Consider the following 12,767-nt stretch of genomic DNA (forward strand, 5'->3'; position numbering starts at 1 on the left):
CGAATCGAGTTTCCAGAATCCCTGCCGGTGTCGGCCCGGCGCGACGAAATCATGGCCGCCATCGACGCGCACCAGGTGGTGATCGTCTGCGGCGAGACGGGTTCGGGCAAGACCACGCAGTTGCCGAAGATCGCCTTGGCGCTCGGGCGCGGCAAGCTGAATGCGCCGCCCGGCAAGGGCCGGTTGATCGGCCACACCCAGCCGCGGCGGATCGCGGCATCGTCGGTCGCCAAGCGCATCGCCGAAGAGCTGAAGACGCCGCTGGGCGAGGTGGTCGGCTTCAAGGTCCGCTTCCAGGACCGCCTCTCGCGCGACGCCTCGGTCAAGCTCATGACCGACGGCATCCTGCTCGCGGAGACGCAGACCGACCCGCTGCTCAAGGCCTACGACACGCTCATCATCGACGAGGCGCACGAGCGTTCGCTCAACATCGACTTCCTGCTCGGCTACCTGAAGGAGATCCTGCCGCGGCGGCCGGACCTGAAGGTGATCGTGACCTCCGCGACGATCGACGCGGACCGCTTCGCGCAGCATTTCGCTTCCGCTCGCCCGGCGCCGGGCCGCCCCAAGCCGGGCGCGGCCCCCTCGGGGGGCAGCGACGACGCGCAGCGCGGAGCGTGGGGGCCCTTGACGCCCGCGCCGGTGATCATGGTGTCGGGGCGCACCTTTCCGGTCGAGCAGCGCTACCGGCCCTTCGAGGAATCGCGCGACTACGACCTGAACGACGCCATTGCCGACGGCGTGGATGAGCTCTGGCGCGACCCGCACAACGCTGGCGACATCCTCGTCTTCCTGCACTGGCGAGCGCGAGATCCGCGAAGCGGCCGACCATCTTCGCAAGCACCTGAGCCACCAGCCGGTGATGCGCAGCGCCGAAGTGCTGCCGCTCTTCGCGCGGCTGTCGCAGGCGGAGCAGGACCGCATCTTCGACGGCCACACCGGCCGCCGTATCGTGCTGGCGACCAACGTCGCCGAAACCTCGCTGACGGTGCCGGGCATCCGCTATGTGATCGACGCCGGCACCGCGCGCGTCAAGCGCTACAGTTTCCGCAGCAAGGTCGAGCAGCTGCTGGTCGAGCCGGTCAGCCAGGCGGCGGCCAACCAGCGCGCGGGACGCTGCGGACGGGTGGCCAACGGCATCTGCATCCGTCTCTACGACGAGAAGGACTTCGAGGGCCGGCCACGCTTCACCGATCCGGAAATCCTGCGCTCTTCGCTCGCGGGCGTGATCCTGCGGATGAAGTCGCTTCATCTCGGCGACGTCGAGCGCTTTCCGTTCCTCGAAGCGCCGCAGCGGCGCGCGATCGCCGACGGCTACCAGTTGCTCAACGAACTCGGCGCGGTCGACGACGCGAACGAACTCACGCCCACCGGCGCGGAGCTGTCGAAGCTGCCGCTCGATCCGCGCGTCGGCCGGATGATCCTGGAGGCCCGCGCGCGTGGCGCGCTGGAGGAGGTGTTGGTGATCGCGAGCGCCCTGTCGGTGCAGGATGTGCGGGATCGTCCGATGGACGCGCAACAGCAGGCCGATCAGGCCCATTCGAAGTTCGACGACGACCGCAGCGAATTCAGCGGTTATCTGCGGCTGTGGAAGTGGATTCACGATGCGCGCGGCGGGCACGGAGAGACCCACAAGCTGAGCAATCGGCAGTACGAGCAGTTGCTGCGGCAGAACTTCATCAACGTGCGGCGCGTGCGCGAGTGGCGCGACATTCATTCGCAGCTTCTGACCGTCGTGACGGAGCACAAGTGGCGGATCAACACCGAGCCCGCGACTTACGACGCGCTGCACATGTCGATGCTTTCGGGCTTGCTGGGCAACATCGGCTGGAAGCTCGAAGACGACGAGGCGTATCTCGGTGCGCGCGGCATCAAGTTCTACCGCCACCCCGGAGCGCACTTGAAGAAGAAGCCCGGGCGCTGGGTCGTCTGCGCCGAACTGGTCGAAACCACGCGCCTCTTCGGCCGCGGCATCGCCAACATCGAGCCGCAATGGCTTGAGCAGGTCGGCGCGCACCTGCTCAAGAAGCAGTTGCTCGATCCGCACTGGGAGAAGAAGGGCGCGCAGGTCGCGGCGCTGGAGCGCGCCACGCTCTATGGGCTCGTGGTGTACAGCGGGCGTCGTGTCGATTTCAGCCGTGTCGACCCGGCGGCGGCGCGCGAGATCTTCATCCGCGAGGCACTCGTGGGCGGCCAGTGGGAGAGCAAGCTGCCTTTCCTTGCCGCCAACCGCAAGCTGGTGCGCGAGGTCGAAGCGCTGGAGCACAAGTCGCGCCGGCAGGATGTGCTGGTGGACGACGAGCTGATCTACGCCTTCTACGACGCGCAGGTGCCGGCGGATGTCGCGAGCGGGCAGGGCTTCGAGAACTGGTATCGCGCGCAATCGAAGGGCGAGCCCCGGCTTCTCCACCTGACGCGCGACGAACTGATGCGGCACCAGGCGGCGGGCATCACCACGCAGGCCTTTCCGCCGACGCTCCGGCTGGGGGTGTGGATTGCGCCGCGACCTATCTGCACGAACCGGGCGATGCCAAGGACGGACTTACGGTCACGGTGCCGCTCTTCGTGCTGAACCAGGTCAGCGAGGAGCGCTGCGAATGGCTGGTGACCGGGATGCTCAAGGACAAGATCCAGGCGCTCCTGAAGAGCCTGCCGCAGAAGCCGCGCGCGCGGCTTGTTCCGCTGCCGGAATCCGCATCGCGGCTCAGCGAGGTGTTCGGTGCCCCCGAAGTGTTCGGCCACGGATCGTTGACCGACGCGCTGCTCAAGCGTGTGCGTGAGGAGACCAGCCTCGACGTGAAGCGCACGGACTTCAAGCTTGACATGCTGCCGCCGCACCTGTTCATGAACCTGCGCGTGGTGGACGAGCATGGCCGTCAGCTCGGCATGGGGCGCAATCTCGGCGCGCTGAAGGCGGAACTCGGCGCGCAGGCACGCGGTGCGTTCCAGGCACTTGCAGGTCTCAATGTGAAGAAGGCTCCGGAAGCGCCGGCCGCGTCAACCGGCAAGCAGCACGGCGAGCGACCGGCGAAGTCGGTGGAAGCGCCAGCGGCTGCCGCGCCGGCGGGCCAGCGCTACACCGCATGGACGTTCGGCGAGCTGCCGGAACTGATGGAAGTGCGGCGCGGCGCGCAATCGCTGATCGGCTTTCCGGCGCTGGTCGACGGCGGCGACGCGGTCACCATCGAAGTGTTCGACGAGCCCGCGGTCGCAGCGGCGAAACATCGCATCGGCCTGCGGCGGCTCTTCGCATTGCAGATCAAGGATGCCCTCAAGTATCTCGAGAAGAACATCCCCGACCTGCAGAAGATGGCCGTGGCCTACATGCCGCTCGGCACGCTTGAAGAGCTGCGCGCGCAGATCATCGATGTCGCGCTCGATCGCGCGTTCCTGCAGGATCCGCTCCCGACCGACGAGGCCGCCTTCAAGCGCCGCGTGGAAGAAGGGCGCGGTCGGCTGACGCTGATCGCGAACGAGGTGGCGCGGCTTGCCGGCGTGATCCTCGCCGACTACGCGGTCGCGGTGCGCAAGATCAAGGACACCAAGATCCAGCCGACGGCCACCGCCGATGCGTCTCAGCAGTTGCAGCGGCTGGTCGGCAAGCGCTTCCTGGTCGATACGCCCTGGCCGCGTCTTCAGCATTTCGCGCGCTATCTCAAGGCGATCACGCTGCGGCTCGACAAGCTGCGCGGCGACCCCGAGCGCGATGCCCAGCGGCTCGCGGAGCTTCGCCCGCAGGAGCAGCGCTACTGGCGCCTTCTCGCCGAGCGCAAGGGCGCGATCGACGAGCGCATGGGCGAATTCCGGTGGCTGCTCGAAGAGTTGCGCGTGAGCTTCTTCGCGCAGGAGTTGCGCACGCCGCAACCGGTGAGCGTCAAGCGCCTCGACAAGCTGTGGGTCCAACTCGAAAGCTGAGCCCGACGAATCCCGCGCCGTGACGCACGCCCTCCGCGGTCACGACGCTTGTGCCGTTCCTGTCAGAGCCGCGCCAGTCGCTCGAGAGCGTTGTGCAGCGTCTCGTCCTTCTTCGCGAAGCAGAAGCGCACCACGCGCTGGTCGAAGCCGTCGCCGTAGAAGGCCGACAGCGGGATCGCGGCCACGCCGATTTCGCTCGTCAGCCACAGGCAGAAGTCGGACTCGTTGAGGTCGCTCACCTCGCTGATGTCGACACACTGGAAGTAGGTGCCAGCGCTGGGCAGGAGCCTGAGCCGTGTCTTGGCCAGTGCCTTGCGCGAACAGGTCGCGCTTGCGCTGGTAGAAGGCCGGGAGTTCGAGATAAGGCGCCGGGTCGGCCATGAAGGTCGCGAGCGCGTACTGCATCGGCGTGTTGACCGTGAACACGTTGAACTGGTGCACCTTGCGGAACTCCGCGGTGAGCGATGCCGGCGCGGCGACATAGCCCACCTTCCAGCCGGTCACGTGGTAGGTCTTGCCGAAACTGCTCACGATGAAGCTGCGCGCAGCCAGGCCCGGGAAACGCGCCGCGCTCTCGTGGCGCGCACCGTCGTAGACCATGTGCTCGTAGACCTCGTCGCTGATCACCAGCACGTCGGTAGGTGCGAGCAGCTCTTCGAGCCGGCGCATCTCGGCCTCGGTCCAGACCGTGGCACTCGGGTTGTGCGGCGTGTTGACGATGATCGCGCGCGTGCGCGGCGTGAGGGCGGCGGCGATCTTGTCGAAGTCCGGCCGGAAGGAGCCGGGTGTGAGTGGCACGCGCACCACCGTGCCGCCGGCCAGGTCGATGTTGGGGACGTAGCTGTCGTAGCAGGGCTCCAGAACGATCACTTCATCGCCGGGCCGCACCACGGCGAGGATCGCGGTGATGATCGCCTGCGTTGCGCCGGCGGTGATGGTGATCTCGCTCTGCAGGTCATAGCTGTGGCCGTAGAGCGCTGCGATCTTCGACGCGATCGCCTGCCGCAGCGGAAGGATGCCGGGCATCGGCGGGTATTGGTTGTGGCCTGCCGCCATGGCGTCGGTCACTGCCTGCAGCAGCTTCGGATCGCATCCGAAATCAGGGAATCCTTGCCCGAGATTCACCGCGTTCTTCTCGACGGCCAGCGCCGACATGACGGTGAAGATGGTCGTGCCCACGGCGGGCAGCTTGGTCTGGACTTCAGGGGTGCGTGCAGTCACGGTGGGTACTCACAGGTCGTAGTCTTCATGCTGGCCGCTCAATGCCTTGGCGATGAGGTGGCGGTCGAGGCGGTCCGAAAGCAGCTCGGCGAACTTGAAGACGAAGTTGCGAAGGTAGGCGCTGCGCTTGAACGCGACGCGCGCGATGTTGACGCCGAAGATGTGGCCCATCGGCCGCACCACGAGGTCGCTGTTCGATTCGTCGCGCACCGCCATCTCGGCCACGATGCCCACGCCGAGGCCGAGCCGCACATAGGTCTTGATGACGTCGGAATCGATGGCTTCGAGTGCGATGCGCGGCGTCAGCTTCTTGTGCGCGAAGGCATGGTCGATGCGCGTGCGGCCGGTGAACGAGGGGTGGTAGGTGATGATCGGCTCGGAGGCGAGGTCCTCGAGCGTGATGCGTTCCTTGGCGGCCAGCGGGTGGTCTTTCGGCAGCACCAGCACGTGTTGCCACTCGTAGCAGGGCATCGTCACGAGCTCGGCGTAGTCGGAGAGCGACTCGGTCGCGATGCCGATCTCGGCGACTTCGTCGATCACCATCCGCGCCACCTGGTCCGGCGAACCCTGGTGCAGGCTCACGTTGACCTTGGGGTACGCCTCGCGCAGCTTGGCCACCGGCACCGGCAGCACGTAGCGCGCCTGGGTGTGGGTGGTGGCGATCGAGAGGGTGCCGCTGTCCTGGGCGCTGAACTGCTCGCCGATCCGCTTGAGATTGCCGACCTCGCGCATGATCAATTCGATGCTCGCCAGCACATGCTGGCCGGGTTCCGTCACGCGCTTGAGCCGCTTGCCATGCCGCGCGAAGATTTCCACGCCCAGTTCCTCTTCGAGCTCGATGATGGCCTTGGAGACGCCGGGCTGCGAGGTGTGCAGCGCCTTGGCGGCTTCCGTCAGATTGAGATTGCGCCTCACGGCCTCTTGCACGAACTTGAACTGGTGAAGATTCATAACAAATTCCGTCTTATTCGGGAATTCATTATGCCTTCGGAATCTATCGAAAATCGCTTCGCGTTCAGGATTCCAGCGCCTTTCTGGCGAGCAGTTCGATCACTTCCGGCTCCTCGCCGACTGCGCCGGCCAGGGTGAATCCCACCGCCGGGTGCCGCGCGCGCAACTCATCGAGAAGTTGCGGAAGGTCTTCGCGCACATGTTTGCCCATCCCTAGAAAGAGCGGCAGCACCCGGATGGTGCGCGCCCCTTCGCGGATCAAGGCCTCGGCCGCGTTGAGCAGGTCGGGCTGGACCAGCTCGAGGTACGCGCACGAGACTTTGGCTTGCGGGTCGAGTTCGGCGACGCGATGCGCCACGGCTTCCACCGGCGCTCGCCAGCGGTCGTCGCGCGAGCCGTGCGCAAAGAGGACGATGCCGCGAACCGGAGTCATGGCGGCAGCCTCTAGCGCCTCAGCACCAGCCAGGTGAAGGCGCCCAGCGACATCACCGAATAGATCAACCCCGGCGCCGCCGCCGTGACCCACGGCAGCCAGTTGCCGAGATTGCCGAGATAGCCGAACACGTTGTTGAGCAGGAAGAAGCTGATGCCGATCATCACGCCCACGAACACGTAAGTCGCGATGCCCGACTGGCGGAAGTGCAGATACGCGAACGGCAGCGCCAGCACGACCATCACGAGGCACGACAGCGGGTAAAACACCTTGCGCCAGAACTCGATCTCGTAGCGCTGCGCCGTCTGTCCGTTCGCTTCGAGGTGGCGGATGTAATCGAACAGGTCGAGCGTGCGCATCCGGTCGGGGCGCAGCAGGGCGACCGACACCATTTCGGAAGTCAGCGAGGTCGGCCACTCGACCATCGGGCTCTTGGTCGTGACGATGTGCGCGTTGCCAGGGCCGCGCGTGTTGTATTCCTCCCGGCTGACATCGACCAGCGTCCAGTGTCCGTCGCTGGCGTGCGCCAATGCAGCAGTCGTCTGCGAGGTGATGAAGCCCTTGTTGTCGAACTCGATGATGCGTGTCTCCTTCAGCGCGCCACTGCGGTCCATGGTGGCCACGTTGACGGCGTAGGAGTTCTCGCCCTGGCGCTCCTTGAGCCACGCGCCGGTGTTGCCGACCAGCGAATAGACATTCTGGAAGCGCACCTTGAGCAGCTGTGCGGTGCGGTCGCTCAGCGGGGCGATGTAGTCGCCGATCGCGAAGGTGAGCACGACGAAGCCGAGGCCGAGAATGAGCAGAGTGCGAAGCGCGCGCCATGGCCCGAGGCCGCTGGTACGCAGGATGGTGAATTCGGAGCTCTGCGCAAGCCGCGACATCACGAAGATCGTGCCGATCAGTACGGCGATCGGCAGCAGCTCGTAGAGATGGCTGGGGATGAGCAGGGCCACATAGATCAGCGCCTGTGCAGCGCCGTACCCGAGCGACTCGGGGCGGCCGATCGATTGCAGTTCGTCGACGAAGTCGAAGAAGAAGAACAGGCTCAGGAAGCCGAGCGCGACGAAGGCCACCGCCTTCGCCACCTCCACGTAGATGAGGCGACGGATTGTTTTCACGCGGTGTTTGTCTTTCGGGCGCGGCGGACGCGAAACGCCGACATCAATCCCCAGTTGTAGTGCCGCTTCATGAGCCAGGCGAGGCTGACCAGGAAGGCGCAGCCATGCAGGGCGAGCATGAATCCGCCCATGCCGTACTTGCCCGAACTCACCCAGTTCTGGCCGAGGTTGAGCAGGTTGTAGTAGAAGACGAAGGAAAAGAGGGCAAAGAGATAGTTGCCGCTGCGGCCCACACGCGGATTCACGCTGGAAAGCGCCAGCGCGAGCAGCACGAAATTGGCACCCGCGAGCAGCATGCCGATGCGCCATGCGAGTTCGCCGAGATTGATGCGCGTCGGCTCGCGCAGCAGCGTCAGCGTGGTTCGCGCCTGCACCGGCGCGGCGTTGGCCGAGTCGGTGCCGCTGCCGCCGACCTTGGCACCGTAGGTGTCGAACTCGCTGATCTTCGTGCCTTCGGCCCCGAGCGAGCGCTCCAGCCGCTGGCCGTCACGCAGGAGCAGGTAGCGCTTGCCGTCGATGTCCTCCATGTGGCCGCTGCGCGCGGAGGTGATGATCTGCAGGTTGCGCTCGATCGACTGGATGAAGACGTTGTTGGCGGTGGCGCTGTCCGGCGCGTCCTTGTCGATGAAGAACACGCGCAGCCGGCCGGCGGATTCGCGGAACTCGCCCGGGGCCACGCGCTCGATGTCGCTGCGGCGCTCATAGCGTTCGCGCATGCCCTGCGTCTGCGAGTTGGCCCAGGGCCAGCCGACCAGCGCGAAGACCGCGATCAGCACGAGGATCGGCCACGCGAAGCCGAACAGCGGCCGCAGGAATTCGGCCAGCCCGCGGCCGCTCGAAAACCAGATCACCATCTCGCTGTCGCGGTACATGCGCGACAGCGTGCCGACGATCGAGATGAACAGGCACAGGCTCAGGATGGTCGGCATATAGCCGAGCACCGTGTAGGTCATCACCAGGAAGACCTCGGAGGGATTGACGCTGCCCCTGGCCGCCAGTCCGAGCGTGCGGATCAGCATCATGGTCATCACGATCGTGACCAGCACCACCAGCGTCGCCCCGAAGCTGCGGGAGAGCTCCTTGCGTATAGAGGAATGGAATAACATCGTCGAGGGAAAAAAGGATTATGGACTTTCAACTCAAGACCCTCTCCACCGCCCAGGCTGCCGCCGAGAAAAGCGATGTGCTCATCGTGCTCGTGGCATCCGGCCCCACCACCGCCAAGGACGCGCTTTCGGCGTTGATCGCCGAGGCGCGCAAGGCCGGCGACCTGCCCGACAAGTCCGGCAAGTTGCTCGCGCTGTACCGGCAGGGCGGGATCGCCGCGCCGCGCCTGGTGCTGGTGTCGTCGGGGGATGGCAAGCCCGCCTCGGTCCGCTCGGCGCTGGCCGCCGCGATCGGCGCCGCGAAGGGATCGAACCCCAAGCGGGTCCTGATTGTGGCCACGCAGGCGCTGGACGGCGCCGCACTGGGCAGCGCCGTGATGGCGGTGGCCGATGCCAGCTACGTCTACGGCACCACCAAGTCCAAGGCGGAACCCCGCAGCATCAAGCACGTGGTCTTCGGCGTCCCCGATGCAGGCGGGCTGCGCGGGGCGTTCGAAGAAGCCGCCGCAACCGTCGCCGGCATCGAGCTTGCCAAGGAATGGGCGAACCGGCCCGCCAACTACTGCACGCCGACCATGCTGGCCGGCGCCGCCGAAGAGTTGGCGAAACTCCCCAACGTGAAGTGCGAGGTGCTCGGTCCCAAGGAGGTCGCCAAGCTCGGCATGGGGGCGTTCTCCGCGGTGGCGCAAGGCTCGGCAGAGCCGCTCCGCTTCATCGTCCTGCGCTACCACGGTGCGCCGCGGCACCACGCACCCACCGTGCTGGTCGGCAAGGGCATCACTTTCGACACCGGCGGTGTCTCGCTGAAGCCCGCCGCCGAAATGGATGAAATGAAGTTCGACATGTGCGGGGCGGCAAGTGTGCTCGGCGTGTTTCGCGCCCTGGGCGACATCCAGCCCGCGATCAACGTGATCGGGCTGGTGCCGGCCTGCGAAAACATGAACGACGGGCGCGCGGTCAAGCCGGGCGACGTGGTGACGAGCATGAGCGGTCAGACCATCGAAGTGCTCAACACCGATGCGGAAGGCCGGCTGATCCTGTGCGATGCGCTGAGCTACGCCAAGCGCTTCGAACCGTCGGCGGTGATCGACATCGCCACCCTCACGGGCGCCTGCGTGGTCGCGCTGGGCGGTGTGCGAAGCGGCCTGTTCTCGAGCGACGACGCCTTGGCGGATGCCTTGAGCGCGGCCGGCGAGCAGTCGCAGGACCGTTGCTGGCGCATGCCGCTCGACGACGACTACGCCGAGGGCCTGAAGAGCAACTTCGCGGACGTCGCCAACATTGCGGGCCGCGCGGGTGGTGCGATCACCGCGGCCAAGTTCCTGCAGCGCTTCACGAGCGACTTCCCATGGGCCCACCTGGATATCGCAGGGACCGCATGGAAGAGCGGGGCGGCCAAGGGCGCGAGCGGCCGGCCGGTGGGCCTGCTGGTGAATTACCTGCTGACGCAAGGCCGGAAGGACAGCGCCAGATCCGTTTTGGACAAGGCTCCGAAGGCCGTGCGAAAGACCACCGGAAAGGCGCGCGCCAAGTGACTGAGATCGACGGCCACTACAACATGCCGGACAAGGTGAGCTACGCCTGCCGTCTGCTGCGCAAGGCCGTCGGAGTGCACGGCGCCCGTCTCGTGGTGATGGCCGATCCGGCCACGCTGGATGCCATCGACCAGTCCCTCTGGACCCTGCAGCCGACCGAGTTCGTCGCGCACTGCCGGTGCGGCGACGAGGCGCACGTCGTTGCGCGTTCGCCGGTCGTGCTGGCCGAAAGCGGCACGTCGTCGCTGCCGGACCGGCCGATCCTCGTCAATCTCGGCGCCGAGCTGCCGGCCAGGTTCGAGCGGTTCGAGCGTCTGATCGATATCGTCGGCAGCGACGAGTCCGACAAGCAGGCCGGCCGCGTGCGCTGGCGGCACTACAAGGATCGCGGCTATGCGATCCGCACGTATCCCTACGGCGGAGGCGCCGGTTGATGTCGACGCAACGCACGCCGCCGCGCTTCGTTCCGACGCTGACGACGGTGTTCGAGCCGTCGCCGGAGACGCCGCCGGTTTCACCTGCGCTCATTGCGCCGTCCGACACACCGTCGACTGCGGCTCCGGCGACTGTCGCCGAGCCTTCCGGGTCGGTCGCGTTGAGCCCCGAGGCGCGGATCTCCGAGGCCGAAGCCTTCAGACTCGAAGAGCAATTGCTGCACCGTGTTTTACAGCGCGTGGACCTCTCGCTCGAAGAGCGGGTGAGCGATGCGGTGTCAGCCGCAGTTCAGCATCACCTCGACACGATGATTCCCGGTCTGCGCAGGGAAATCGAGGCGGTTTTGCGCGAGTTGGTGAGCGAATCCCTGGCCCGCGAACTATCGGAAAACCCCGGGTCTACGCCAACGTTCCGCCCGCAATCCTTGGGCTAAACTGCGCGCCAGGTCGTAAAGCGCGTGGGCGCAGAGCATCCGCGGCGCGATATTTGCTGAGTCGAAAGCGCCCGGATCGAAAGACCGGTTTTCAACTTCACTCACTAATGTTCTGGAGGTACCCCATGCAATTGAAATGGACTGCGGTCGCACTGGCTGCTCTCGCGCTCGTGGCCTGTGGCAAGAAGGAAGAAGCCGCTGCACCTGCTGCCAATCCTGCTCCGACCGCAGCGGCGCCTGCACCGGCTGCGCCTCCGGCCGAAACGCTGGTCGTGAAGATCGGTCACGTTGCCCCGACCAGCGGCGCCATCGCTCACCTCGGCAAGGACAACGAACTCGGTGCGCGCATGGCCATCGAGGACCTGAACGCCAAGGGCATCAAGATTGGCGACAAGGTTGCCAAGTTCGAACTGCTTGCCGAAGACGACGCAGCCGATCCGAAGCAGGGCACCGCCGTGGCGCAGAAGCTGGTCGACAGCAAGGTCAACGGCGTGGTCGGCCACCTGAACTCCGGCACCACCATCCCGGCCTCCAAACTGTACAGCGACGCGGGCATCCCGCAGATCTCGCCCTCGGCGACCAACCCCAAGTACACCCGCCAGGGCTTCAAGACCACCTTCCGCGTGGTGGCTGATGACACCCAACTCGGCGGTACGCTGGGCAAGTACGCCGTCGATACGCTGAAGGCCAAGAACATCGCCGTGATCGACGACCGCACCGCCTACGGCCAGGGCGTCGCCGAGGAATTCGAGAAGGCCGCCAAGGCCGCCGGCGCCAACATCGTCGGCCACGAGTTCACCACCGACAAGTCGACCGACTTCAACGCGATCCTGACGAAGCTCAAGGGCGCCAAGCCGGACGTCCTGTTCTTCGGCGGCATGGACGCTGTCGGCGGTCCGATGCTCAAGCAGGTCAAGCAACTCGGCATGGATGTCAAGTTCATGGGTGGCGACGGCCTGTGCACCGGCGAACTGGCCAAGCTCGCCGGCGACGCGATCGGCGAAGACAAGGTGGTGTGCGCCGAAGCCGGTGGTGTGGAAGGCGACTTCAAGGCGCCGCTGGATGCCTGGAAGTCCAAGTTCAAGGAAAAGAACGGCGTCGAAGTGCAGATCTATGCGCCGTACGTCTATGACGCCGTGAACGTGCTGGCCGCCGCCATGGAAAAGGCTGGCTCCGCCGATCCCGAGAAGTACCTTCCTGAAATCAGCAAGATCGAATACAAGGGCCTGACCGGTCCGATCGCGTTCGACGAGAAGGGCGACATCAAGAACGGTGCGCTGACGCTGTACACCTACAAGAACGGCCAGCGCACGCAGATCGCCGTGGTGCGCGGTGCGAGCTGAGCGCAAGCGCCGACTCATGAAAAGGGCCCTTCGGGGCCCTTTTGTTTTGCGTGCGTTTGGCGATAAGTCGCAGCCCGCAGTCGATGAGGTCGCCAGGCCGGAAGGTCGCGGTAAACAAAAACGGCGCGATCCCTCATGAGGATCGCGCCGTGATTGGAACTTGACTATTTGTGGCGGAGCAGGCGGGATTCGAACCCGCGGAGGGCTATTAACCCTCACACGCTTTCCAGGCGTGCGACTTAAACCGCTCATCCACCGCTCCGAAGCCCACGATTGT

At 65.8% G+C, this 12,767-nt stretch carries 8 protein-coding genes, 1 tRNA gene and 2 pseudogenes; 5 read left to right on the forward strand and 6 right to left on the reverse strand.

The window, feature by feature from the left end; all coding sequences use genetic code 11:
- Nucleotides 1-51: 51 nt before the first annotated feature.
- A pseudogene (gene hrpA / locus ACQ858_RS09510) lies at nt 52-3,915 on the forward strand (ATP-dependent RNA helicase HrpA).
- Nucleotides 3,916-3,977: 62 nt separating this feature from the next.
- Here hrpA and ACQ858_RS09515 read toward each other — a convergent pair.
- The 5 genes and pseudogenes from ACQ858_RS09515 to lptF form a co-directional block, all read right to left on the reverse strand.
- A pseudogene (locus ACQ858_RS09515) lies at nt 3,978-5,070 on the reverse strand (pyridoxal phosphate-dependent aminotransferase).
- A 75-nt stretch (nt 5,071-5,145) separates the two neighbouring features.
- Entirely contained in the window at nt 5,146-6,087 is a 942-nt protein-coding gene (locus ACQ858_RS09520; RefSeq protein ID WP_431276443.1) for a CysB family HTH-type transcriptional regulator, read from the reverse strand.
- Nucleotides 6,088-6,151: 64 nt separating this feature from the next.
- Entirely contained in the window at nt 6,152-6,520 is a 369-nt protein-coding gene (locus ACQ858_RS09525; protein WP_431276444.1) for a sirohydrochlorin chelatase, read from the reverse strand.
- Nucleotides 6,521-6,531: 11 nt separating this feature from the next.
- Nucleotides 6,532-7,638 (reverse strand): LPS export ABC transporter permease LptG, encoded by a 1,107-nt coding sequence (gene lptG, locus ACQ858_RS09530; protein WP_431276445.1) that lies wholly within the window; start codon nt 7,636-7,638, stop codon nt 6,532-6,534.
- Nucleotides 7,635-8,744, reverse strand: coding sequence for an LPS export ABC transporter permease LptF (lptF, locus tag ACQ858_RS09535; protein WP_431276446.1), 1,110 nt, complete (start codon nt 8,742-8,744; stop codon nt 7,635-7,637). Before lptF ends, lptG begins: the two co-directional genes overlap by 4 nt.
- Nucleotides 8,745-8,764: 20 nt before the next feature.
- On the opposite strand from lptF, the gene ACQ858_RS09540 reads away from it, so the two are divergent.
- The 4 genes from ACQ858_RS09540 (at nt 8,765) to ACQ858_RS09555 (ending at nt 12,490) form a co-directional block, all read left to right on the forward strand.
- Nucleotides 8,765-10,279 carry a leucyl aminopeptidase gene (locus ACQ858_RS09540; protein WP_431276447.1) on the forward strand — a complete coding sequence of 505 codons (1,515 nt, stop codon included), beginning with the start codon at nt 8,765-8,767 and terminating at the stop codon, nt 10,277-10,279.
- The gene (locus tag ACQ858_RS09545; RefSeq protein ID WP_431276448.1) at nt 10,276-10,713 is read left to right on the forward strand and encodes a DNA polymerase III subunit chi; all 438 of its coding nucleotides are present in this window, start codon (nt 10,276-10,278) and stop codon (nt 10,711-10,713) included. Before ACQ858_RS09540 ends, ACQ858_RS09545 begins: the two co-directional genes overlap by 4 nt.
- Complete coding sequence (locus ACQ858_RS09550) at nt 10,713-11,147, forward strand: hypothetical protein (protein WP_431276449.1); 435 nt, start codon at nt 10,713-10,715, stop codon at nt 11,145-11,147. The genes ACQ858_RS09545 and ACQ858_RS09550 overlap by 1 nt, the downstream gene beginning before the upstream one ends.
- A gap of 125 nt (nt 11,148-11,272) precedes the next feature.
- The gene (locus tag ACQ858_RS09555; RefSeq protein WP_431276450.1) at nt 11,273-12,490 is read left to right on the forward strand and encodes a branched-chain amino acid ABC transporter substrate-binding protein; all 1,218 of its coding nucleotides are present in this window, start codon (nt 11,273-11,275) and stop codon (nt 12,488-12,490) included.
- Between the two features lie 171 nt (nt 12,491-12,661).
- Here ACQ858_RS09555 and ACQ858_RS09560 read toward each other — a convergent pair.
- A tRNA-Ser gene (locus tag ACQ858_RS09560) sits at nt 12,662-12,752 on the reverse strand.
- Nucleotides 12,753-12,767: the final 15 nt, after the last annotated feature.

Source organism: Variovorax ureilyticus (assembly GCF_050632185.1).
In the GTDB taxonomy this organism is placed as follows: Bacteria; Pseudomonadota; Gammaproteobacteria; order Burkholderiales; family Burkholderiaceae_C; genus Variovorax; species Variovorax ureilyticus_A.

Bases quoted from the DNA above. Each gene is read 5' to 3' on its own strand.
- ACQ858_RS09525 (WP_431276444.1), bottom strand. From the start codon at position 6,520: ATGACTCCGGTTCGCGGCATCGTCCTCTTTGCGCACGGCTCGCGCGAC.
- ACQ858_RS09550 (WP_431276449.1), top strand. From the start codon at position 10,713: ATGTCGACGCAACGCACGCCGCCGCGCTTCGTTCCGACGCTGACGACG.
- ACQ858_RS09540 (WP_431276447.1), top strand. From the start codon at position 8,765: ATGGACTTTCAACTCAAGACCCTCTCCACCGCCCAGGCTGCCGCCGAG.
- ACQ858_RS09555 (WP_431276450.1), top strand. From the start codon at position 11,273: ATGCAATTGAAATGGACTGCGGTCGCACTGGCTGCTCTCGCGCTCGTG.
- ACQ858_RS09520 (WP_431276443.1), bottom strand. From the start codon at position 6,087: ATGAATCTTCACCAGTTCAAGTTCGTGCAAGAGGCCGTGAGGCGCAAT.
- lptF (WP_431276446.1), bottom strand. From the start codon at position 8,744: ATGTTATTCCATTCCTCTATACGCAAGGAGCTCTCCCGCAGCTTCGGG.